This is a genomic window from Zunongwangia sp. HGR-M22 (assembly GCF_027594425.1).
Lineage (GTDB): Bacteria > Bacteroidota > Bacteroidia > Flavobacteriales > Flavobacteriaceae > Zunongwangia.
This window is the reverse complement of the sequence record NZ_CP115159.1, coordinates 2,035,224-2,058,799: the sequence shown is the minus strand read 5'-3', so window position 1 is coordinate 2,058,799 and position 23,576 is coordinate 2,035,224. Positions and strand designations below refer to the sequence as shown.

Annotated in this window: 25 protein-coding genes; 10 read left to right on the top strand and 15 right to left on the bottom strand. The window is 34.3% G+C overall.

Going from position 1 to position 23,576, the window contains the following annotated elements:
- Nucleotides 1–14: 14 nt before the first annotated feature.
- On the top strand, nucleotides 15–407 hold the full coding sequence (locus PBT91_RS08965; protein ID WP_270058146.1) for an acyl-CoA thioesterase: 393 nt from the start codon (nucleotides 15–17) through the stop codon (nucleotides 405–407).
- Here the strand turns inward: PBT91_RS08965 and PBT91_RS08960 are convergent, their stop codons facing one another.
- Genes PBT91_RS08960 through PBT91_RS08945 form a run of 4 tightly spaced genes read right to left on the bottom strand, consistent with a single transcriptional unit; the run spans nucleotide 408 to nucleotide 4,013 of the window.
- Complete coding sequence (locus PBT91_RS08960) at nucleotides 408–1,319, bottom strand: mechanosensitive ion channel family protein (RefSeq protein ID WP_270058145.1); 912 nt, start codon at nucleotides 1,317–1,319, stop codon at nucleotides 408–410. It lies immediately after the preceding gene.
- Nucleotides 1,316–2,392: an endonuclease/exonuclease/phosphatase family protein gene (locus PBT91_RS08955; protein WP_270058144.1), complete on the bottom strand. Its 1,077-nt coding sequence runs from the start codon at nucleotides 2,390–2,392 to the stop codon at nucleotides 1,316–1,318. The genes PBT91_RS08960 and PBT91_RS08955 overlap by 4 nt, the downstream gene beginning before the upstream one ends.
- A gap of 47 nt (nucleotides 2,393–2,439) precedes the next feature.
- Nucleotides 2,440–3,729, bottom strand: coding sequence for a mechanosensitive ion channel family protein (locus PBT91_RS08950; RefSeq protein ID WP_270058143.1), 1,290 nt, complete (start codon nucleotides 3,727–3,729; stop codon nucleotides 2,440–2,442).
- On the bottom strand, nucleotides 3,726–4,013 hold the full coding sequence (locus PBT91_RS08945; protein ID WP_270058142.1) for a DUF3817 domain-containing protein: 288 nt from the start codon (nucleotides 4,011–4,013) through the stop codon (nucleotides 3,726–3,728). The genes PBT91_RS08950 and PBT91_RS08945 overlap by 4 nt, the downstream gene beginning before the upstream one ends.
- A 146-nt stretch (nucleotides 4,014–4,159) precedes the next feature.
- On the opposite strand from PBT91_RS08945, the gene galE reads away from it, so the two are divergent.
- Entirely contained in the window at nucleotides 4,160–5,188 is a 1,029-nt protein-coding gene (gene galE, locus PBT91_RS08940; protein WP_270058141.1) for a UDP-glucose 4-epimerase GalE, read from the top strand.
- Between the two features lie 73 nt (nucleotides 5,189–5,261).
- Here the strand turns inward: galE and PBT91_RS08935 are convergent, their stop codons facing one another.
- The 4 genes from PBT91_RS08935 to PBT91_RS08920 form a co-directional block, all read right to left on the bottom strand.
- Nucleotides 5,262–5,420 (bottom strand): YqaE/Pmp3 family membrane protein, encoded by a 159-nt coding sequence (locus tag PBT91_RS08935; protein WP_270058140.1) that lies wholly within the window; start codon nucleotides 5,418–5,420, stop codon nucleotides 5,262–5,264.
- A 99-nt stretch (nucleotides 5,421–5,519) separates the two neighbouring features.
- On the bottom strand, nucleotides 5,520–6,305 hold the full coding sequence (locus tag PBT91_RS08930) for a DUF1206 domain-containing protein (protein ID WP_270058139.1): 786 nt from the start codon (nucleotides 6,303–6,305) through the stop codon (nucleotides 5,520–5,522).
- Nucleotides 6,306–6,410: 105 nt separating this feature from the next.
- Complete coding sequence (locus PBT91_RS08925; protein WP_270058138.1) at nucleotides 6,411–7,028, bottom strand: YqaA family protein; 618 nt, start codon at nucleotides 7,026–7,028, stop codon at nucleotides 6,411–6,413.
- 55 nt (nucleotides 7,029–7,083) lie between these two features.
- Entirely contained in the window at nucleotides 7,084–7,476 is a 393-nt protein-coding gene (locus PBT91_RS08920) for a hypothetical protein (protein WP_270058137.1), read from the bottom strand.
- A 204-nt stretch (nucleotides 7,477–7,680) separates the two neighbouring features.
- On the opposite strand from PBT91_RS08920, the gene PBT91_RS08915 reads away from it, so the two are divergent.
- The 4 genes from PBT91_RS08915 (at nucleotide 7,681) to PBT91_RS08900 (ending at nucleotide 10,771) form a co-directional block, all read left to right on the top strand.
- Nucleotides 7,681–8,394 carry an SDR family oxidoreductase gene (locus PBT91_RS08915; protein WP_270058136.1) on the top strand — a complete coding sequence of 238 codons (714 nt, stop codon included), beginning with the start codon at nucleotides 7,681–7,683 and terminating at the stop codon, nucleotides 8,392–8,394.
- A gap of 91 nt (nucleotides 8,395–8,485) precedes the next feature.
- Nucleotides 8,486–8,815 (top strand): ArsR/SmtB family transcription factor, encoded by a 330-nt coding sequence (locus PBT91_RS08910; protein ID WP_270058135.1) that lies wholly within the window; start codon nucleotides 8,486–8,488, stop codon nucleotides 8,813–8,815.
- Nucleotides 8,816–9,874 carry an ArsO family NAD(P)H-dependent flavin-containing monooxygenase gene (locus PBT91_RS08905; protein WP_270058134.1) on the top strand — a complete coding sequence of 353 codons (1,059 nt, stop codon included), beginning with the start codon at nucleotides 8,816–8,818 and terminating at the stop codon, nucleotides 9,872–9,874.
- Nucleotides 9,875–10,024: 150 nt separating this feature from the next.
- Nucleotides 10,025–10,771: an SDR family oxidoreductase gene (locus PBT91_RS08900; RefSeq protein ID WP_270058133.1), complete on the top strand. Its 747-nt coding sequence runs from the start codon at nucleotides 10,025–10,027 to the stop codon at nucleotides 10,769–10,771.
- A gap of 77 nt (nucleotides 10,772–10,848) precedes the next feature.
- Here PBT91_RS08900 and PBT91_RS08895 read toward each other — a convergent pair whose 3' ends face one another.
- Nucleotides 10,849–11,844 (bottom strand): NADP-dependent oxidoreductase, encoded by a 996-nt coding sequence (locus PBT91_RS08895; protein WP_270058132.1) that lies wholly within the window; start codon nucleotides 11,842–11,844, stop codon nucleotides 10,849–10,851.
- A 196-nt stretch (nucleotides 11,845–12,040) separates the two neighbouring features.
- Here PBT91_RS08895 and PBT91_RS08890 point away from each other — a divergent pair, with 196 nt between their 5' ends.
- A complete protein-coding gene (locus PBT91_RS08890) occupies nucleotides 12,041–14,287 on the top strand; it encodes an FUSC family protein (protein ID WP_270058131.1) in 2,247 nt (748 codons plus the stop codon).
- 3 nt (nucleotides 14,288–14,290) lie between these two features.
- The gene (locus PBT91_RS08885; protein ID WP_270058130.1) at nucleotides 14,291–14,806 is read left to right on the top strand and encodes a DUF6155 family protein; all 516 of its coding nucleotides are present in this window, start codon (nucleotides 14,291–14,293) and stop codon (nucleotides 14,804–14,806) included.
- 57 nt (nucleotides 14,807–14,863) lie between these two features.
- Here the strand turns inward: PBT91_RS08885 and PBT91_RS08880 are convergent, their stop codons facing one another.
- Nucleotides 14,864–15,928, bottom strand: a complete 1,065-nt coding sequence (locus tag PBT91_RS08880) for a permease (RefSeq protein ID WP_270058129.1) — start codon at nucleotides 15,926–15,928, stop codon at nucleotides 14,864–14,866.
- 70 nt (nucleotides 15,929–15,998) lie between these two features.
- Nucleotides 15,999–17,183: a pyridoxal phosphate-dependent aminotransferase gene (locus PBT91_RS08875; protein WP_270058128.1), complete on the bottom strand. Its 1,185-nt coding sequence runs from the start codon at nucleotides 17,181–17,183 to the stop codon at nucleotides 15,999–16,001.
- 369 nt (nucleotides 17,184–17,552) lie between these two features.
- Here PBT91_RS08875 and PBT91_RS08870 point away from each other — a divergent pair, with 369 nt between their 5' ends.
- Together PBT91_RS08870 and PBT91_RS08865 are read left to right on the top strand one after the other, a co-directional pair.
- Nucleotides 17,553–18,125, top strand: a complete 573-nt coding sequence (locus PBT91_RS08870) for a Crp/Fnr family transcriptional regulator (RefSeq protein WP_270058127.1) — start codon at nucleotides 17,553–17,555, stop codon at nucleotides 18,123–18,125.
- Between the two features lie 150 nt (nucleotides 18,126–18,275).
- Complete coding sequence (locus PBT91_RS08865) at nucleotides 18,276–19,376, top strand: alkene reductase (protein ID WP_270058126.1); 1,101 nt, start codon at nucleotides 18,276–18,278, stop codon at nucleotides 19,374–19,376.
- Between the two features lie 64 nt (nucleotides 19,377–19,440).
- Here the strand turns inward: PBT91_RS08865 and PBT91_RS08860 are convergent, their stop codons facing one another.
- From PBT91_RS08860 to PBT91_RS08845, 4 genes are all read right to left on the bottom strand, one after another.
- Nucleotides 19,441–19,860 (bottom strand): BRCT domain-containing protein, encoded by a 420-nt coding sequence (locus tag PBT91_RS08860; RefSeq protein WP_270058125.1) that lies wholly within the window; start codon nucleotides 19,858–19,860, stop codon nucleotides 19,441–19,443.
- 204 nt (nucleotides 19,861–20,064) lie between these two features.
- Nucleotides 20,065–21,081 (bottom strand): zinc-binding alcohol dehydrogenase family protein, encoded by a 1,017-nt coding sequence (locus tag PBT91_RS08855; protein WP_270058124.1) that lies wholly within the window; start codon nucleotides 21,079–21,081, stop codon nucleotides 20,065–20,067.
- 57 nt (nucleotides 21,082–21,138) lie between these two features.
- Entirely contained in the window at nucleotides 21,139–22,059 is a 921-nt protein-coding gene (locus tag PBT91_RS08850; protein ID WP_270058123.1) for an AEC family transporter, read from the bottom strand.
- On the bottom strand, nucleotides 22,046–23,563 hold the full coding sequence (locus PBT91_RS08845) for an FAD/NAD(P)-binding protein (protein WP_270058122.1): 1,518 nt from the start codon (nucleotides 23,561–23,563) through the stop codon (nucleotides 22,046–22,048). The genes PBT91_RS08850 and PBT91_RS08845 overlap by 14 nt, the downstream gene beginning before the upstream one ends.
- Nucleotides 23,564–23,576 lie beyond the last annotated feature (13 nt).

Sequence of the window (23,576 nt, the reverse complement as noted above, 5' to 3'; positions counted from 1 at the left end):
TTTGAAAATAAAAAATGAGATTTCATACAAGAAAGTGGATCAAACCCCAAGATTTAAACCCAAATAGAACCCTTTTTGGTGGCCGATTGTTAGAATGGATTGATGAAGAATGTGCTTTATATAGCATTATTCAGCTTGAAAATCCTAAGACGGTAACCAAATATATGAGTGAAATAGATTTTAAAAGTTCGGCCAAAGAAGGCGATATTATTGAAATTGGTATCGAAGTTGTGAAATTTGGATCGGCTTCTATTTCTCTAAAATGTGAGGTTAGGAATAAAATGACCAGAGAAACAATTATTACGGTGGACAAAATTGTTATGGTTGGTCTAGACGAAAATGGAAAGCCAAAGCCTCACGGAAAAACAGAGGTAGAATATGTAAAAGATCGTCTGGGAGATAAATAATTATTCTCCCTTTTTTATATCCTTGGCTAATCGCACAGGAAATTCTGTTTCCCCACCATACAGCTTTATTTCCTGTATGTCTGCCGGCATGTAGAAACCGTGATCTTCTAAGGCTTCTTTTATTGTTCTTACTACATTTCCTTTAGTAATAAGCGCCATTTTTCTAAAGTCGGTAGTATCTACCCAAAAGAAAACCTTTAAGTTAACTGTACTTGTAGCCAATTCATCTTCAATAACAAAGTTTTCATGTAACTCGTCTGAAATTACTGTGGGTTCTTTCTGAAGTGTTTCCATAACAACTTTCTTAGCGGCATCAATATTATCCTCGTAGGCTATGCCAATTATAAAATCCCATCTAAAAAAGCCATCTTCGGTATAATTGGTAACTGGTTTTCTAAGAACATCACTATTTGGGATATAAACATCTTTACCATCGAAAGTTTTCAATTTTGTATATCGAAATTCTAGCGCTTTTACTTTTCCGAAGTTATCTCCAATTTCCACGGTGTCGTTTACATCAAACGGTCTGTTGAAAGCTAGAATAACTCCTGAAATAAAATTTTCTCCGATATCTTTAAAAGCAAATCCTAAGATTAACGCACTCGCCCCGGCAGCTGTAAAAATTCCTGTTGCTATGGCGCCCAACCCGGCTGCTTTTAACCCTAAGATAATGGCAATTACTATTATTACAAACTTTATAGCTTTCCCTAAAAATCGACTCATTAAGGGATCTTGAGTGCGCCTAGAGATTTTTCGGGTAATAAAGTTACCTATTGAGGATCCAATTAAAACGCCTAAAATGATTAACAGCAAACCAAAGCCTATACCGGGTAATTGATCGATAAAATCCTGATAGTAATTAGTTGTAGCAGTTGTTAAATCGTGAATTTGATTTGTTTCCTGAATGATCATTTTTTTGTTTTTTCTTGGTCCTCTTCTTTCTCTTCTTTTATTTGCTTTTGGGCATTTTTAAGTTGATCTTCTGTAGGCGGCTCAGGAGCTTGCGCATTGGCTCTTTCCGGCTCGAAAGTTATTTCAGCAAAAGCCGGAAAGTGATCGGAACTGATATCTTTTCCTACTTCTAATCTTTTTACTCTAAATTCTTCTGTAGTAAAAACATGATCTAAAGGCCAGCGCATAATAATATTCTTTGCATTGAACGTATTGTAAAAACCACGACCAATACGTAAATCTAATAACCCGCCAACTTTTCTAAATAATCTGGTAGTTTGCGACCAGGCAACATCATTAAAATCGCCCATAACAATAACAGGATATTTAGAATGATGAGTTCGTAAGGCAATTCGCATCATTTCTGCATCTCTATCAGAAGAGCTAGGATTATGTTGCGGCATAGGAGGAGTAGGATGGATGCTATAAAACTGAATAGTATCCCCGTCGAAAATAAATTTAGTATCGATAGAAGGAATACTGTCTTCTACCATATAATGCACCTCGGGATCAATTAATTTTAATTTGGAATAGAATAGCATTCCGTAGGTGTTATCTAACGGAATTTCTTTTTTATAAGGATATTTTTTAGATAACTCTGGCGATACATCCTTCATCCATTGAGCATCTGTTTCATCCAAAATCAATAAATCTGGATCAAGTCTTTCAACTTCAGCTAAAATACTTTTGTGATCTTTATTTTTTTGAAGAACGTTCGCGGTTAGCAGCTTAATTGAAGGCTTATCTATACTGCTGTCTCCTAATTCTGGTTCCGCTAAAACGGTATAAGGGTAGATTTTACCTGATTGGACTACAAGACAAGCTATAAGCAAAGCTACAAAAACATAGTCCTCTGTCCATCGAATATTAAATTTTATAAAGTATAACAATAAAGCTAAACCTGTGAGAATAGTTAATTGTACATGCGGAAAATCGAATACTCTAATCCACCAATAATCTGCGGCGACAAAAGGAAAAATTGTAAGAACAATGGCTATTATACCAAATACTTGGAGGAAGCGACGTAGTTTCATAGCAAGCAATTTATACCAAATTGCTGTAGCACTGTGTTTACGTTAGGTTAATTTTTCTCCTGAACATCATAGAATCTTTTAATATCATCTCCTGAAGGTGATTCGAATATTTGTAACCCAAAATAGGGCATCGCAGCAATAATATGATCAAAAATATCTGCAGTTATATATTCAAAATTTTCCCATCGCTTGTCTTTACTAAAACATAAGATTTCTATAGGGATACCTTTATCTGTAGGAGCAAGATGGCGAACAATGATATATAATTCTTTATGAATGGCTGAATGGTCGTTAAGATAAGAATCGATATATTTTCTAAAAATACCTAAGTTAGTTTGATTTCTACCGTTTAAAGGCAACGAACGATCAATATTATTTTCTGAATTATATTTATCTATTTCTTCCTGGCGATTGTTGACGTATTTTTTGATCAATGAAATCTTACTGATTTCTTGCAAATCCTCAGAAGTCATAAATTTTACTGAGTTTTGCTTTACATAGACCGCTCTTTTAATTCGCCGTCCGGGAGATTCCTGCATTCCTCTCCAATTTTGGAAGGATTCAGAAATTAAACTATAGGTAGGAATTGTGGTAAACGTATTGTCCCAGTTTTGAACTCTTACCGTCGCCAAACTTATTTCAGTTACATTTCCATCGGCTCCATATTTTTCAAATGTAATCCAGTCTCCAATACGTACAATATCGTTAACAGCAACTTGTATAGATGCAACAAATCCTAAAATAGTATCCTTAAAAACCAATAAAAGTACTGCTGAAGCAGCACCTAATGAAATTATAAATCGTTGGATCGATTCTCCGGTGATTTCAGCAAAAATAAACATTAGCCCTATAACCCAAACCATAATCATAACTACCTGAATGTAGCTATCTACTGGTTTATCATTAAATTGACGTAATGTCTTTAAAAATTTTTTGGAAGTTCTTAATAAACTTCTACAAATCCAGATACATAAGATAATTACGTAAAGATCAAACAGTTTATCGAACAAATATAGAATGGCCGGATAATCTACAAAAACGATGGGAACCAGATAATAAAGCAGCATTAAAGGAATAATCTGCCCTACATAATTTGGAAATCTACTTTGAATCAAAAAATCATCAAAAGTAGTTTTTGTTTTATCGGTAAGCGTTTTAAATGTTTTTATTACAAATCGCTTAATAAGATAATTTGCTCCTAAGACAACAACTAGAAGAACAAAAATATTTAATAATAGATTTGAATAATGAGCAATTTTATAATTCACTCCGTTAGATAGCAAGAAGTCCTCTAACAGGCAGGAAAGATGCTTTACAAATTCATCTAATTTAATCATGGCAAATATTTTCTTTCAACGTAAAAAGGACCTAGTGGTAAAATAGAACAAAGGATTACTATCAATAGCTGCTTGATGTTCCAGTTTAATTTTTCGTACATATAATAAGCTCCTAAAACATATAAAACGAATAAAATACCGTGTGCCATTCCTACGAATCTTACCATAGATGGCATGTCCCAAATATATTTTAAAGGCATGGCAATTAATAGCAAAACCAAAAACGAAATAGCTTCTAGCGTGCTTATTATTTTGAAAATCTTAATGAATTTCGTTCTTTCCATATAAAAATTATTAGGGCTGCAAAGATAAGTTTTTTGATTGCGAATTCCTGAAGATTATTATCCTAAATAAAGAAATGATTAAGATGGTTATTGAAATTTATTATTATTGATATTTTGCTTATTTTGCAGGTTAATCAACCTAAATTATGAGTAGAAAAATATTAGTAACAGGCGGTTTGGGATTTATTGGTTCTCATACCGTAGTTGCTCTTCAGGAAAAAGGATACGATGTTGTTATAATCGATAACCTTTCAAATTCTTCTATAGATGTTTTGGCGGGAATAACCAGAATCACAGGCAAAACACCAGAATTCGAAAAAATAGATCTTAGAGAAAAATCGAGTGTAAAAGATTTTTTCGAAAAACATAACGATATTGATGGAGTAATCCATTTTGCAGCATCCAAAGCGGTTGGTGAAAGTGTACAAAATCCATTATTATATTATGAGAATAATTTAGCTTCCCTAATTTATATTTTACAGGAACTTAGCAAAAAAGATAAAGCTAATTTTATTTTCAGCTCGTCTTGCACGGTTTACGGGCAAGCAGATGAATTGCCTATTAAAGAAGAATCACCTGTTAAAAAGGCCGAATCGCCGTACGGAAACACCAAACAAATAGGAGAAGAAATTATTGTTGATACCTGTAAGATTGCTAAAGGCCTCAAAGCAATTTCTTTACGTTATTTCAATCCAATTGGTGCTCATAAAACTGCAGAAATTGGAGAATTACCATTAGGAACACCTCAAAACTTAGTTCCTTTTATCACCCAAACTGCTATTGGCAAAAGAGAGCAATTATCTGTTTTTGGAGATGATTATCCTACGGAAGATGGAACATGCATTAGAGATTACATTCACGTAGTTGATCTAGCTGAAGCTCATGTTAGCGCACTTACGAGACTTTTGGAAAACGAAAAAGCGCCCAATTATGAAGTCTTTAATTTAGGAACCGGCAAAGGAAGCTCTGTTTTAGAAGTGGTTCACTCGTTTGAGCGTTCTACAGGAGAAAAGTTAAATTACAAAATAGCAGAACGTAGAGAAGGAGATGTCGTTGCTGCTTATGCTGATACTACTAAAGCAAACGAAGTATTGGGGTGGAAAGCAGATACTAATTTAGATACATCTTTAGCTAGCGCTTGGAAATGGGAAAAGAAAGTTAGCGAACAGGAATAGATTTTGGTCATATTAGAATATAAAAAAAGTCCGGTCAAAACTGACCGGACTTTTTTATATAATCCTTTCCTATTTATTTTGTTCCATTAACTAAGAAAGCATGAATAACTCCTGGGATCCATCCAATTATTGTTAGTACAATACTAATTAATAATGTAGTACCCACACCGTGCTTCATATATACAGCTAATGGTGGTAATAAAATGTTTAGAATAATTGTAAGAATAGACATAATTTGATTTTTTTGGTTTGGTTATTTTAATAAAGAGCCAATATATGGTAGTTTGCTTAAGGTGCTGATACAATTAGCCTTAAATTAACTTAGTTTAACTTAAGCTTTAAATTTTCTGTATTTAGCCATCATGAACATATAAATACCATAACAAACTAATCCTGCTGCCACGGCACCTAATAAATATTGACCATAAGAAGATTCCTGAATAAAAGAAAAGGCATCGGTTGTACTTTTAATGTCTGAAGTATTAGATTCCATTGCCGCTCTTATAAAGAAATAACCTAATATAAAGAATATCACACCTCTAGCGATAAGTCCCATTAAACCGGTATTCTTAATCGTTTTTCTTCTTTTTTCTTCTGAAATAGATTTATAATCAAATTTCTGTAAGAAACTTTTTGTATATGCTTTTTTAATCTGATTGATCCCGGCACCGATAACGCAAACACCTATAATTGCGAATATGATCACCCCAATTTGTCCAGTCATAAAATCAGGACTTTTGCTACCGCTTCCTCCAGAGCTACCTCCGGCATTTATAACTTTCATTACTGCTGAAACAGCTAGAGCTAAATAAATTACAGCGCTTACTCCAAAGGCTACTCTTTTTATTTTTCCCTTTTTATCACTTCCAATATTTTCAGGATCTTGAAAAAGTTGTATCCCTCTCCAAACAACATAACATAGAAGGCCAATAGCCATAACTATTAAAATAGCATTTCCATAAGCTTGTTTTTCAAGGAAATCTAAAGCCTGAAATTTTCCTGCTTTTTGCCCTCCTTCGCCGAGGGCGGCTAATAATGTAAGTACTCCGGTAATTGTATAAACCGCTCCTTTAGCAACGTATCCAGTACGTGCAATTTTCTTTAATTTTGAATCCATTTATTGAGTTTTTGGTTGGTAAAATCAAAAATACCTCAATAAATATGGGGGATAAAGATATTTAGCACAAGTTTAATTAGTTATATGCCAAAATGTTATAAAGCGTTAAACCATTTCAAAAATTACGAGTGCGTAAAGGTAGAAACGAACAAAGCGTAAAAGACCAAACATAAGATAACTGCCAAAAGGGAATCTAATAATTCCGGCAGCAATACTTGTTATTGCAAAAGGGATAGGTAGCAAAGCACCTACAATAATTAAAAAACCACCCCATTTTCGGGTATTTTTAATGTGTTGTGCAAGTTTAACTTCCATCGCTTCACGGACGCTTGGAATTTTAGTGATACCGCGCCCTATATAATAGGAAACAATTCCGCCTCCATAAGAAGCTACGGCTAAAAAAGAAAGAAATAAAATTGGGCTAGCAGATTTACCCGCCCATGCAATAAATAATTCAGGAGGGATAAGCCCCAAAATAGATTCGCTGGCAAAAAAGATGCTAAGGACTACTAATGGAGAATAGCTTTCTGTCACCATTACCAAAGTATCCTCTATATCAATTACAAAATAATCTAAAGCAAATAAAGCACCTATAAATAAAGCAATCGGTAAAATAGCTTTTTTTAGACTTTTCCAAACAAAACTATAGAACCCCGTATATTTATAATATTGGTGCATTAAGCGCAGTCTCGATTTTTTTCTAGACTTCGCATCTTTCTTCATCAGCAATCTTTTAGAAATTAATCTGGCTTATCGAATATTAACACAAGAAACTATTCTAATGCTCTTCAGCATATTCTGTAAAAGCCTGGATGTAATCACGTAATTCAATCTCGTTAACCCTGTTTGTATGATCTTCCATTAGTGATAAAAGGTAAGCAAGACTTTCCTGTCCTGTAATTTCCTCTTCAACACGTACTTCTTGGTTTTCCTCATCGTCTTCGATAGGATCGTCTTCAGGAATCGCGATATTAAAAGATTGGTATTCTTCTACATGCTCGGTAGTAAGTCGAATCACTTTAGCTAACAGTGGCTGTCCTTCTTCGACAACATAATCCCTAAGTTGTTTTAAATCTCCAATTAACGTATTAGTGATTATACCGTTACGCATTAAATCACGCTGTATTTTATTCAGCAGCTTTTGAGCTTTTATGTTTTCTAAAGGTTTCAAAATATAAGTGTATTTATTTGTAGTAGTAAGAAATCTAGTTTTTGCAAAAATACTTTTTTATGCTAGTTCTGAAACTATTTAACACCTAAATTAATAAAGGTTTTAGATTTAAAATTAACAATTAATTACCAGTAATAATTTCACAAGGCCTAGCTACTTTATTAGATTTAATTTTAAGTGAATTTATAAATAAAAAAATATACTATGAGTGCTTTAAAAGGAAAAGTCGCATTTATAACCGGTGGAAGTAAAGGTATAGGTTACGGAGTAGCCGAAGCTTTATTAAATGAGGGTTTTAAAGTAGCTATAACCAGTAGAACATTAGAGTCTGCACAGGATGCTGCGAAAGAATTAGAAAGTAAAGGAGAAATTATTGGTCTGGAAGCAGATGTAAGAAGTTACGAAAGTCAGCAGAAAGCAGTAAAAGCTGCGGTAGATAAATTTGGAAAGTTAGATTTATTAGTGGCTAATGCAGGCGTTGGCAAATTCAATTCTATTGAAGATATGACTCCGGAAGAGTGGAATGCAACCATAGAAACTAATCTTACCGGTGTATTTTACAGCGTAAAATCGAGCTTAGAAGAATTAGTAAAAACTGAAGGTTACGTAATTAGTATTTCTAGTCTTGCAGGTACAAATTATTTTTCGGGTGGCGCGGCTTATAACGCCAGTAAATTTGGACTAACCGGATTTTCACAGGCGATAATGCTAGATCTTCGGCAAAAAGGCGTGAAAGTAAGTACGATAATGCCAGGATCTGTTGCTACTCATTTTAATGGGCATACGCCAAGCGACGAAGATGCGTGGAAAATACAGAAAGAAGATATTGGTGAATTAGTGGTAGATTTAATGAAAATGAATCCGAGAACTTTACCTAGTAAAATCGAAGTTCGACCATCTAAACCACCAAAAAAGTAATTCTTAATTGAAATTATATAAAAAAGCCACATTAGTTTTGTGGCTTTTTTTGAGTTTATATTTATCGTAATATTGCAATTAAAATTCAGTTATGGGCGTTACAAAATCCGAAATTTTTAGTGATAGTCAAAATCAAATAGCCAATATGGCTAAAGTTTTGGGACATCCTGCAAGAATTGCCATTCTTCAGCAAATTATTAAATCTAAAAGCTGCATTTGTGGTGATCTAGTTTCAGAAATTGGTCTTGCGCAACCAACAATATCGCAACATCTTAGAGAATTAAAGAATATCGGAATTATAAAAGGGGATATTGAAGGAACACGCGTTTGTTATTGCATAGATGAAGAAAAATGGAACGAGATTCGTGATTTATTGAGTGCATTTTTTCAGCAAGAAATCTGCGGAAAGGAGTGTTGCTAAATGGTTTATGATGTTATTATTATTGGCGGAGGGCAAAGTGGATTAGCCTGTGCTTATTATCTTCGAAGAACTTCGCTTAAATACCTTATACTTGATTGCAATAAAGAATGCGGAGGATCCTGGGCAAAAAACTGGGAGAATTTAGATCTATTTTCAGTTGCTAAACATAGTTCGCTTCCCGGCTGGCTAATGCCCAAGACTAAAAGTGAATATCCTACCAAAGAAGAAGCGATTGATTATTTATGCGCGTATGAAAAGCGTTACGACTTCCCGATAAAAAGAGGGATTAAGATTCAGAATATAGAAAAAGAGAACGGTTTATTTATTCTGAAAAGTAAAAATAGAAGTTTCAGCGCAAAATGCATCATCGCAGCCACAGGAACACAATCAAGACCAATCATTCCAACTATTAGCGGAAGAAATAAGTTTAAAGGATTACAGGTTCATTCTTCAGAATATCATAAAGCCGAAAATTTCAGCAATAAAATTGTATTAGTAATAGGAGAGGGGAATAGCGGCGCTCAAATCTTAGCACAACTTTCAAAAATTACAACAACAAGATGGGCAGTAAAGAATAAACCTGAATTTTTACCCGATGATATTGATGGTAAAGATTTATTCGATCAGGCTTCTGCAAAATATAGAGCTAAACATCAAGGCAAAGAATATAAACCGAAAAACTACAATATTGGTAGTATTGTGATGGTTCCGCAGGTTAAAGAAGCTCGGGATCGCGGAGTTTATAATAACTTCAATTATATTGAAACAATTACTGAAGATGGTGTAAAATGGCAGGATGGTGAGGAAGAAAATTTTGACGCCATAATTTGGTGCACCGGGTTTGGATACGCTACAGACTATTTAAAAAATTTGGTTGAAACTGACCAATATGGAAAGATCAAAACCGATAACACTTCAGCAAAAGATATTTCAGGATTATGGTTAGTAGGTTTTGGCCAATGGACGGGATTTGCATCTGCAACCCTAATTGGCGTTGGCAGATCAGCCAGAAAAACAGTTTCTGAAATTGAAGCTTTTTTAAGTAAAAGTAATATATAATTCCCGAGACGTTTTTTTTTCTATACACTTCAACAAGTTTAAAATCCTTAACATGATCCCGCTTTAGCCGTTAAATATCCGCTAAATGAGGTCTCTATTTTGCTCTGGAATAATCTTGATAGTATATTCAGAAAAAAATAGAAAACTGTTATGAGTATTAAAGGAAAAACTATCATTATTACTGGAGCTTCAAGCGGAATTGGTGAAGCAACTGCAAAAAAACTATCTAAAGAAGGTGCTAACGTAGTAATTAGTGCCAGAAGAGAAGATCGTCTTAAGTCTTTAAAAGAAGCGATCGAGAAAGAAGGTGGTAAGGCTTTAGTGGTAACTGCAGATGTTACTAAAAAAGAAGATTTCGAAAATGTTGCAAAACAAGCAAAAGCCGAGTTTGGAAGTATTGATGCATTAATCAACAATGCTGGCTTAATGCCATTATCTTACGTGAAAAATTTGCATACTGATGAGTGGAATACTATGGTAGATGTAAACATTAAAGGCGTATTAAACGGTGTGGCAGCAGTGCTACCAACGATGAAAGAACAAAAATCTGGACATATTGTAAATATTTCTTCTTCAGCAGGGAACAAAATTTATCCTGGTGGAGCTATTTATTGCGCTACAAAAGCTGCAGTGAAAATGTTTACTGAAGGATTGCGAATGGAATTAGCGCCAAACTTCGGAATTAAAGCAACTTCTATCGAACCAGGTGCTGTGGATACTGAGTTAACCGATACCATTACCGATGATGAAATTAAAGAAGACTTTGTTTCGAGTCTTAATGAGTTAACGCCATTAGAATCTGAAGATATAGCTGAAGCAATTTATTATGCACTTTCTCAACCAGGAAGAGCAAATATTAATGAAGTTTATGTGATGCCAACAGAGCAACAACAGTAATTTCTAGTTCAAAAAACTTCATAAAAAAACCGCTGATTTAAATCGGCGGTTTTTTTTTATAATATTAGTTTAAGCGATTAAACTTCAACAAGCATTTTACCGGTATTTTTACCTTCAAATATTTCGATAAAAGCTTTTGGCACATTATCGAAACCTTCTCGTTTTGTTTCATCAAACTTTAATTTATCATCAGCAAGCCAGCTTCCTAATTGCTTGATCGCATCCTGAAATTGATCGGCATGATCACGAACTATAAAACCTTGCATTAAAGCACGTTTTTTTACCATAATTCCTTCTAAACGCATTCCTTTTGGCACTTCTTCTTTATTGTAAATTGAAATAGCACCACAATTTATAATACGAGCAAAATCATTAATGTTTTGCATTGCAGCATCTAAAATATCGCCACCAACATTATCAAAATAAACATCGACACCATCTGGACAGGCTTTTGCGATATCTTCCTTAATGTATTCCGTGGTTTTATAATTGATCCCGGCATCAAAGCCAAATTTGGATTTTATATGATCAATTTTTTCATCAGTCCCGGCGATACCTACAACGCGACAACCTTTAATTTTTCCTATTTGTCCAACAACACTTCCTACGGCCCCGGCAGCTCCAGATACCAATAGTGTTTCTCCTTCTTTAAGCTTTCCGATAGTTTCTAAAGCTAAATAAGCAGTTAAACCGGTTAAGCCAAGAATACCTAAATACGCTGAAAGTGGTACATCTTTATTGGTAATTTTGTTTAGACCTTCACCGGTATGTTTCTGGATTTCTTTCCAATCTAACATTCCGCTTACGTGATCTCCTTTTTTAAAATCATCAGATTTAGATTCGATCACTTCAGCTACGACCATTGATGCTAATGGTTCATCAATTTTAAAAGGAGGAATATAAGAATCTTCATCTCTCATTCTCCCTCTAAGATATGGATCTACTGAAATATATTTCGATTTCAAGAGAATCTCACCATCTGCAATTTCAGGTTTTTCTTCCGTTTTAAACTCGAAGTTTTTCTCTTCCGGTTTTCCGGATGGTCTTTCCTTTAATGTGATTACTTTACTCATAACTTATTTTTTTATGAAATTAATTTAATCTAAAACCATCACCAAAATGCCGGTCTTAATTTATCCTTAATACTATATTAGATATTTCAGCAAAATTAAACTACCAAGCGATGGTTTAGCTTCGCTTTAACATTTGCAAATCTGAAATTGATAACTTTGTAGCTAAAGCAACAAATACTTAATCTAACTAAGCGCATTGGCAAATAAACTATCCCAGTATTGGCATTCAACTTTAAGATTTTTACACAGTACAGATTTTACGAAGGCTTTAATTCTTACGCTTAGTATTGGTTCGTCGATTGGGATTTTTAATGCATTAGGTTTATCCCATATTGGTGTGCCAATGGCGGTAGGTTGTTTGCTTACAGCCCCAAGTGATACTATAGGAACTTTAAAGCATAAAGTTGTAGGCGTTATTGCAGCAGCAATTCTCGCGGGGGTAACGTCTTTTGTGCTAGGATTTGCTTCAGTAAATTTTTATCTAACCCTTCCAATTTTAGGAATTGTTGTCTTCGCCATTTCTTATCTCGCTATCTATGGTTTTAGAGCATCTATGGTAGCTTTTGCAGGTTTAATGGCAGTCGTCCTTAGCTTTGCAAATGTAGATACATCAATGTCTTTATGGCAACACTGCTTATTAATTTCAGCTGGTGGGTTTTGGTATTTAACGCTTAGTCTTATTTGGCATTTTCTTAATCCTAAGCACGAAACAGAACAACTTTTAGGACAATGTCTAGAACTTACAGGAGAATACTTGCAGGTACGCTCTAAATTGCTGTTAGAGGTAAAAGAACGGGATAATTACCAAAGAAGGCTTTTTGATCTCCAAAACGATTTAAATCAAAAACATGAGAGTTTACGAGAAATTTTAATCAGTTCTAGAAAAATTTCCGGGAATTCGAACTATACCAGAAAGCGACTTTTAATTTTTATTGAGTTGATTGATATTTTAGAGCTAGGTATGGCTAATCCAGTAAATTATGAGCGTATGGATGCGCTTTTCAAAGAGGATAAGAAGTACCTGAAAATGTTTAGTGACGTTACATATTATTTCGGCGAACAACTAATAGAAATCTCTAAATCTATTGAAAATAAAAAGCAGATTCCCGATAATCGAATTTCAGATTATATTGAAAAAAACCGCGAGCTAATTAATCAGTACAGAGAAAATATTGATATTTCAGAAAAACGCGAACATATTTTAATGCTTCGGAATTTGTTTGATTACCAGGAGCGCCAGTCGCATAAAATCAATACTATTTTTGCCGTTATCAATAATTTAAAGATGGGAAACAACATCTTTATGAAACAAAAAGAAGTTGTAAAATTTATTACTCCGCAAGAATATTCATCTAAAATTTTAGTTGAAAATTTCAACTTTAGTTCTCCCATTTTTCGTCACGCACTCCGTCTAGCCATCATTGTTTTAGTTGGATTTTCTATAGGAGCTTATTTCTCTATTCAAAATGCTTATTGGATTCTTTTAACCATTGTCGTTATAATGCGTCCTAATTACGGACTCACAAAATCAAGAACCAAAGAACGTATTATTGGGACACTAATAGGTGGTGCTATTGCAATTGGTATCGTATTTATTACTCAGAATGTCTATATTTATGGCGCACTTGGATTGCTATCCTTAACATTGGCGTTTTCTTTAATTCAACGTAATTATAGAACGGCTGCGGTTTTTATTACCTTAAGTATCATATTTATATATGCGTTAATGAAGCCCGATGTACTGCAGGTAATACAATTTAGAATTATAGATACCCTGGTAGGAGCAGTATTGGCAGCTTTAGGTAATCTATTTTTATGGCCTGCATGGGAAGCCGAAAATATTAGAAATATTATAGCAACAAGCATTGCTGCAAATCGAAATTACTTTGTTGAAATCGATAAATTCTACCACAATAAAGGAGAATTACCAACAAGCTATAAATTATCCAGAAAAAAAGCGTTTTTAGAAATGGGTAATTTGAGTACTGCTTTTCAACGAATGACGCAGGAACCTAAATCAAAGCAAAAAGATTTAGGTTTAATTTATCGCCTGGTTAGTTTAAACCAAACCTTTTTATCGGCATTAGCCTCTATGGGAACCTACATTAGAAATCATAATACCACTGATGCATCAGAGCATTTTGAAGTTTTTGTGAAACAAATTTTGCACAGTTTGGATAATGCTGAAGAAGGTTTAATTGAACAGGGAGAGCAAAAGAAAACGAATGTTAGTTTGCTGAAGGAAGCAAAATCGAGATTGGATGAAAAATACGAGGATTTAGTAAAAATAAGAAATCAAGAAATTGCTGAAGGGAAAGAGTTAGCAGATCACGATATGCGTTTACAGCTTCAGGAAGCGCAACTTATTACCAATCAGCTGCAATGGCTTTTAGATATTTCAAAAAATATTCGAAAAACTGTCTATAAAACGACTTCGATCTAAATTATGAGCAAAAGAGCATTAAAAAAGTACTTAAAAGAGCTGGATAAGGAAGATCTGGAAGAACAAATCATGGATCTTTACGAGCGTTTAGATGAAGTAAAAGTATTTTACAATTTTGTTTTTAACCCCAACGAGCGCAAGCTTATTGAAAATGCGAAAGTTAAGATAGGGAAGGAGTATTTTCCCGAGAACAGGCGAAAGCGACCAAAAGCTCGCAGATCGATTGCGCAAAAACTGATAAAGCATTTTAAAAAATTAGGTGTAGATCCCATAACAACGGCAGACTTGATGCTTTATAATATTGAAATTGCACAGACTTATGCTGAAGATCGTTCTAAGATTAAAGATGCCTTTTATAAATCGATGTTTAAATCTTACGAAGAAGCCGTAAAATATATCTTGGAAAATGGATTATCAATCGATTTTGAATCTCGCATTATTAAAATAGCCTTGCATACTGAAACTCAAGATTGGCCGAATTCTTATTTATTTTTAAAAGTTTCTTCTCAATTCGATTAAAAAAAGGTAGCCAAAAAACTGACTACCTTTCGCTCAAATTGATTGGTTGGTTAAACTTTAAGAGCTTTCGTTAGTTGAAATTTCTAACTCAGTATTTATAACTTCAGCTTCTTCAATATTTGATGTTTTCTTCTGTAATATTAACGGTAATCCAAATCCTGTGACACTTAAGACTGCTCCTAACAGGAAAATAGCTGATGGTTCAGCAAAAAGTTTCCCACTCGATAAAATTCCCAAAATTATTAAGGTTGAAAGCGGAAATGATAGCGCCAAAACGCTTACAGCAAAATTTGGATTGAATGTTTTTCTTTCCCTGTTTTGCTCAGCTGCATCAACAGCAGAGATATGAGCAAAAGGCCAAAAACTACAAGCACTTAGACCAAAGGAAAGCATTAACAATACTTCGTTTTCAATAGCAATTCCGGCGATGCTTATTATTAAACCAATTGCTAAAACCACGAATCCTGCCCGCAACATCAACATTCCCAAAATCTGTAAGAACTGATCCTTTTTAATGTTTACAGCCAATCCAATATACAGCAAAACTAAAGGCGTCATTAGTAAACTTAATCTACTTAAGGTTTCGCTTGCAAAAAATGGAAGCGAATCCAATGTAAAGCCAAAGCCAACAAGTATTAACGCAGCGGCAATAAACAAGTTTACTGGTTCAGAAATCATTGCTATACCCAAGGATTTAAGTTTTGCTTTTCCCGATTGTGCTTTTTTCTGCTGTACTTTATAATGCCAATTCATAGCTACAACATAAAGGATCATAAGTACAAAAACTTTATTCCCAAGATCGGCCATTGCTGCTTTGGCTAAATAAGCATCCCCTAAATATTCCAGCACAAAAGGAAAACATGATAATCCCGGCGCTAAAGAAGGAATAAGCATTTTTGCGGTTCGGTAATTTGGCGTTTCTTTTTCTATACCTAAAATTGGTAATAATAATGGAAAAATAAAAAATAGCAATGCATTTAAAATCAAAGCCAAAATCGGCAATAAAAGAAGATCTGCTTCAACTTTGATTCCCAAAAGCGCAATAAAAATAGTCGCTGGTAAGGCAAGATTCAGGATTATTTTTTTAATACCAACCACTTCAGCTTTGGTACTAAATTTCATCTTTAAAAGTAATCCTATAGCAATAAAAAGAATAAAAGTTATGGTTTTTTGTAGGCTTACATCCATATAACTAGACTAGAATTTCATCAATAGCTTCAGTAAAATATTTCATCTCTTTCATGGTTCCCATACTTACACGGCACCAATCCTGATCCCAAAACTTAAAAGCACGAACAACAACCTTCTTTTCGTAAATTTTTTCTAGAAATTCATCGCCATCCATATTTATAGGGAAAATTACAAAGTTGGTACTAGAAGGCATATAATCCATCCCACGACTTTCAAGATATGACGTTGTATAATTTCGGGCTTCTTCTATTTTGGCTTTACAATCGCTAAGGTAGGCTTCATCTTTCATACTTGCTGAAGCAGCTTCAATGCTAGGCCCAGTTAATCCCATCCCGCCGCGAGTAATCTCATTCATTTCTTTTAAAGACTCTTTGTTTCCTAACATATATCCAACGCGAAGCCCGGCCATTCCGTGAATTTTAGAGAAAGTTCTGGCTACAAAAACATCATAACCGTCTGCAACTAGCGACGCCATGCTAGAGTTGAGTCCGCCAGGAGAGAGTTCTATGTAGGCTTCATCAATAAATACCGGTACTTTCTTAGAAACTCGCTTACAAAAATCTTTAAGAACTTCGGTATCGGTCATAGTAGCCGTTGGATTGTTAGGATTTGTGATATAGACAAGTTTGGTGTCTTTATCAATAGCCTTTTCCATAGCCTTTAGATCATGCTGATAATCCTCGGTAAGTTTCACCGCTTTCCAATTTCCGCCGGCTGCTTTTGCAACACTAACCAGTGACATATAACTTGGATCTGCACTTACTACATTTCCGCCATGCTGAAATTTCACAATGGCCGTTTTTTCTAATAAATCTGAAGATCCCGGCCCCATCATAACGTTTGCTGGCTCGACACCTTCATATTCAGCAATTTGCTTTACCAATGCTCCTAAAGCACCCCAAGAATAATGATTCCCCTCTGTAACTGCCTTTTGAAAAGCTTCCGCAGCCATTTTAGAAGGACCATGAGGATTTTCATTCCAAACCAATCTTGCTTTTACTGTTTTAAGATCAGGAAATCGGGGAGGGGTATACTCGTCGAACGAGTTACTATAATTGTATAGAAATTTAGTGTTTTTTGCATGTGCATCAGAAACGGCATTTGCCCAAAGATCTACCGGCGTTACTGCAGCAACTCCCATCGCAAGCGCGCCTCTTTTTAGCCATTCTCTTCTGTTAAGACTCATAATTGGTGGTATTTGTGTTACATTTTAAAGTTAGAAATTAACACAATGTTAAGCAATGGTAATACCTTAAAAATGAATACTATAAATTCATAATTTAAAAAAATATTAAATGAAATTTAAGATTTGCAAAAATTCGACAGATTTGAATATAATGCACGAATTTTTCAATGCGTCGTTCAAAATATTTTTGATTTAAATTGAATAAAATTTGTTCTCAGTCTAATTTTGGATATTTAGGACATGATTTATATTTATTACTACTACATATTACTGGTGAAATATCTGTTTAATTATTACATTCAATATTATTTAAGAAAGTTTAATAGGTCGTTCGCGACTATATCGAAAAATTATTCAAATTGAAAATCTATGAGTCAACTAATTCTTGATCACGTTTCTAAAATTATTGATCTTACTGAAGAAGAAAAGGCCGAATTTTTAAGCATTCTAACTCCAGTGAAGCATGCTAAAAAAGATCTTTTAATTAGAGACGGAGAATTTGTGCATCATAATTACTTTGTGGTTAAAGGATGTCTGCGAGCTTTTTATCGTGATGATTTTGAGAATGAAGCTAATCTTCAATTTGCTATGGAAGACTGGTGGATTAGTGATTATGAAGCGCTTTTAGAAGGTATTCCCGCAAGATTAAATGTAGAATGTCTTGAAGATTGCGAGTTAATAGCCATTCATAGAGATGCGCAAGAAGAACTCTATAGGCGTATCCCTAAATTTGAACGATTTTTTAGAATTAAAGTAACCAAATCGTTTATAGCGCTACGTTGCAGAATAATGTCCAGCCTTCAAAAAAGCAGTAAAGAACGTTATTTAGAATTTTACGATCGTTTTCCTGAATTAGAAAATAGAATTGCAAATTATCATGTCGCTAACTATTTAGGTATTAAACCTGAAAGTTTAAGTAGAATTAGGAAAGAGCTCATATAGCTTAACAGTATTTAACAGCCTTCGCTAACATAGGTCAATGTTATCTTATCAGAAGATCGCTTAAATTTGTACTGAAAAAGGGATTAAAATTGCTATATAAGTTCCGGCATATCGACGATTGCCGGAATTTTTATTAAAAAAGAAAGAACGATGAGTAAACAACCACTATTAGAAGAATATAATCTGAATGGCTTAAAATTACCAAATCGTGTGGTAATGGCGCCCATGACGCGTACTCGCGCAGATAATGAAGAAAACTCACCGCGTGAAGAATATGAAGCTGAATATTATGCGCAACGCGCTTCAGCAGGTTTAATTATCACTGAAGGATCTCCAATTAACGACAAAGCAATTGGATATATAAATGTTCCTGGGATTTATAAACCTGCACAAATTGAAGGATGGAAAAAAGTAACCCGTAAAGTTCATCAGGAAAACGGGCGAATATTTATCCAATTATGGCATGTAGGAAGGATGTCGCATCCAGATTTTCATAATGGAGAAAAACCATTAGCACCATCTGCCATAAATCCAGATGCGCAGGCTTTTACTGCAGATGGTTTTAAAGATACCGTTACTCCTAAGGAAATGACTATTGATGAAATTGAGCAAACTATAGAAGATTTTAAAACAGCGGCAAAGAATGCAATGGATGCAGGCTTTGACGGTGTAGAAATTCATTCTTCTAATGGTTATTTATTGCATCAGTTTTTTAATGCGACCTCGAATACCAGAACAGATGAATACGGCGGAACGATAGAAAATCGTGCTAAAATTCTTTTTGAAGTTATTGATGCGATTAAAGAAGTAATGCCAGAACAAAAAATTGGATTGCGTTTAAATCCCTCTCTAGATGGTTTATTTGGGATGACGTTGGATAAAGAAACGATTCCTACTTTCGATTATATCGTAAACAAATTAAACGAATATGATCTTGCCTATGTTCATTTATCGGAACCTTTTACCGATGTTTCAGGTAATGAATTTGCGGTTACTGAAATTGCTAAACATTACAGACCATTATATAAAGGTACTTTAATTATTAATGCAGGTTTCGATCAGGAATCTGGAAATGATGTAATTAAAAAAGGCAATGCCGATTTGGTAGCCTACGGAAAACCATATATTTCTAATCCAGATTTAGTGGAAAGATTCGAGAAGGATGTAGCGCTTACCGATTGGGATAAAGATACTTTTTATACAACTGGAAAAGAAGGTTATTTGGATTATCCAATTAAGGCGAGAGATTAATTATAGAACCATTTGAATACTAAAAATCCCAGCAATTTGCTGGGATTTTTTATTGTATGACTTTTTAAATTTTAACCTTAACGGTTGCTCGTTGCATAGATTTCAGTTTGCTTTTCAGCATAAATTTAGGCGCATAGTAAAGTTCAAGAAACGAAGCTTCGCTATAAATTTTAGTTCCGAAAGATTTAGCTTCTTCAACAACAAAATCATCAGGATTTTTACCCGTGATTAAAATCCCCGTTTTAGTAGACATTTTGTGTTGTACTTCTACATTAAATCGCTTCAATATTTCTTTAATTTTAGAATAATCTTCGTTTAATTTTCCGTCGATCAACACTTTCTGTCCTTCAAATTCTTCAGCTAAAGTTTTAATTTTCTTCTTTTTTGATTCTTTATTTTCTTCAGATAAATGCTGAATCACTAAGAATGAGATTAATAGAAAAATCAATACATAGGTTACAATAATTATGGTTTCGGTTGTCATAGCAGTATGGTTTAGTTTTCTTTTTTCAGTTGAAATTCAAAATGCAAATACTGTGGATTGCTAAACTGAATTACACCTTATATAAAGCGAAATCTATGCTATTTTACTTGTTTAAGAATTATTTAACCCAATCCTTGAAAATTGAAAAAGGGACTTCATAACTGAAATCCCTTTTTTAATTATTGAATTTTAACTTCTAAATCATTAAATATAACTAATCACATTTTTGCCAATTGATTTTCCGCTTTCCTGAAATTCATGGACTTCTCTAAAAACACCGGTGTCTAGTCCTTCAAAAGTCTTGTTGATTGTGGATTTTAAAGTTCCTTCTTCAAATAAAAGTCGTAATTCTTCCAATATTTTATGCTGGGCGATCATATCTTCAGTTTTAAAAAGAGAACGCGTAAACATAAATTCCCAGTGAAAAGAGGCACTCTTATTTTTAAGTTTGTTTAAATCTAACGGATCTTTATTTTCTACGATCGAACAAATTTGGCCCTGTGGTTTGATTAATTTTGCCATAGCATCCCAATGCATATCGGTATCAGAAAAATTCAGAATAAAATCAATTTCACTAATATTTGCTGATTCCATTTGCTGAATGAGTTCATGATGATTAATAATAACATCTGCTCCTAACTTCTTACACCAATCACTGGTCTCTTCTCGAGATGCGGTAGCGATCACTTCAATATTAGTCAATTTTTTAGCAATTTGTATAGCGATAGATCCAACACCGCCAGCGCCACCGATAATCAATAATTTTTTACCGCTTTCTCCATTTTTTTGTAGGCGTAAACGATCAAAAATTGCTTCCCAGGCAGTAAGAGATGTTAATGGCATCGCTGCGGCTTCAGCAAAAGATAAATTAGAAGGTTTATGTCCTGCAATTCGAGAATCAACCAACTGAAATTCTGCATTACAACCTGGTCTTCCGTATTCTCCCGAATAATAAACTTCATCCCCAACTTTAAAATTAGAAACTTCGCTTCCAACTGCTTCAACAATACCGGCTGCATCCCACCCCAGAATCTTAGGTTCGTCCAATTCTTCATCTTTAGCAGCGCTTTGGCGTACTTTGTAATCTACCGGGTTTACAGAAACCGCATGTATTTTAACCAAAAGATCATAATCTTCTGGCATTGGTTTTTCAGTTTCAAATGCGATAAAACAATTTTTATCTGATGTTGGTAAAGACTTCGTTATTCCTATAGCTTTCATAATTTTTTATTGAAAATTAAAACAAGAATTATGCATCTCCAAAACTTTGGCGTTTCTTTAATTTCCCCCAAATATCATCGCTCCTAAAGGCACCAGAACTAGCGATAAAATCATTGAAAATACAATAAGTAACGCCGATTGTTTTTCTTGTGATTTCAGAAAAGAAGCAAAAACAGCGAGATTAGCAGCAATGGGGAAAAGACCAATTAGCGCCATTACCTGACGCTCCTTTTGCTCCAATCCATCAATAAGCCAGTATTCTAATCCTATCAAAGCTGCCGTGATAAGGATAGCCGCAATTGCTCTTACCCCAAGAACTTTAGCGTAGTATTTCCAGTCTAAAGATTTAAACTCGATATTCGTTAAATTCATTCCAATAATTAGCATTCCCATCACAGAAACTACAGTTCCCATAACCTCAACTACCGACTTTACCGCTTCAGGTGTTTCTACCTTAAAGCCTTTTAATACTAATGCTAAAATTATAATGTATATAAACGGAATTTTTAAGACTTCAATAATAGCCTGTTTAGTTCCGAATTTGGATTTTGCAACCTGAATATAACCTACAATGTTTCCGTAGAGCGCGGTCCCTACATAAATGCATATTAGTGTGGTCACTGCTTCCTCTCCAAATAAAGATTTTACCGTAGGGATCCCGAAGAATGCGACATTAAAATAAGAAAAACCGCTTTTTAAGATATTAATATCACCAGAATTATCTAGCCATTTGTCTACTAAAATAGCCGGAAAAATCATTAAAAAAGCCAATAAGAATGAAATACTGGCTAATATTAATAAATTAGAAAATTCTGCATTAAGAACATGGTCTATTACTAAAATTGGTAATAAAACAAATAGTAAAGGTTTATGGATCCATGCTTTAGGAATCCATTCTTTTTTGCTAATAAAATAACCTACAGGAATGCAGCATAAATAGGGTAATAAACTTGAATATAAAGATTTAAACGTGTCCATTAGAAGTTGTTTTGAATATAATTTCTGAGGCTAGGCGAGCTATTGTTTTTACATTAAACCAAACGGCATTTACATCCATCAACATGCCATTTATCAGATGGCCTACACCATAAATATGTTCTCCTCCAGCTTCAGATATGCACTGCATAGTATGCGGGTTAATTACTGCGCCACCAATTGGATGAGGTTTTAGGTATTTTTTCTTTAAAAGATTTTGTACAAGTACATTGTCCATTTCTTCTAATCTTCCGGCGCTACCGGTAGCGTTTACAAGTTTATCAAGCTCGAAAACTCCATCTAATCCTGTAGCGATGCTAAAACAATTTTTATCTTTAATAAATTCTACCTTTTTGTTTTGCGATATAATGTCAAGCTTGCCTTCTTTCAAGAGTTTAGACAGCCTTCTAGCATTGTAGAGTGGTATTGCGTGCCTAGTAATCGTCCAGTGTCTACCCAGCCATTTTGTGAAAATTATTTGCTCATGTAAGCTCATCCAACTCCAAATGGTAGAAGTATCGTAACGCATTGAATATGCCATGTTCGATAATGAATCTCCACCTTTTTCAGCAACTTTAATATCATGTTCTAATAAGGGAAGTTGATCTTTAGAATCCCGATTAAAAGAACTCCAATCTAGCGATTTACCTTCGGCAGCTTCAATATCTTTTATAAATAAACGAAATAAGTCTTTAGCTCTTGGTGCATGTCCTTTTTCTCTTTTTATTTTATGGAGGTTAGCAAGGGTTAAATATTTACGTTCAAAACCTTTGTTTTCATCTGGTTGAACTCTGGGTAGCATACCATCTGGAGAAAACATGGTGATTTTACCTTCATGACCGTTATCGATTAAAGTCATTACCGAATCGATAGCACTAAGGCTACTTCCTAAAACACCAACATGATCGTTCTTATTAGTTTTTTCTAACAAGCGCTTTGTGGGCCATGGAAAATCTATGTAATTTGGATTGTCTTTAAAATGACTGAATATGTTTGGTTTCGGAGTTCCCGGAGCTAGCAAAACTTCGTCAACTTCAACTGTGTTTTCGCTACTTAGATGAATAAGCAGTTTTTCATTTTCCAGTTTGTCTATATTATAAGCTTCATCTTTAATACGTTCTACCTTTATATTATGCTTTTTTGCTTTTTCGATGGTTTCTTTTAATTGCTGCGAAACATAATGGCCATATAGCAATCTGCTGGTATAAGCATTATCTTCATCACTCTCACTTTTAACATCGTCTCTATATTTTCTGCCGTTTTCCTTTAACCATTCCGCAAAATGTGCCGGTTCGTTAGCATATATTCCCATCAGGTCGGCTTGCGTATTTAAAATATGGCTACGTTGCTTAGATCCAAAGGCTAAACCATATCCTGCTTTTTCCTTACGTTCAATAAGTACAAAGGAAATTTGATCTTGTAATTTGGCGGTGATACTTTGGATAATAAGTTCGATAAGAGCAGCCGATCCACAAGCACCACCACCAATAATAGCGATTTTTTTCATCTGTTATATTAAG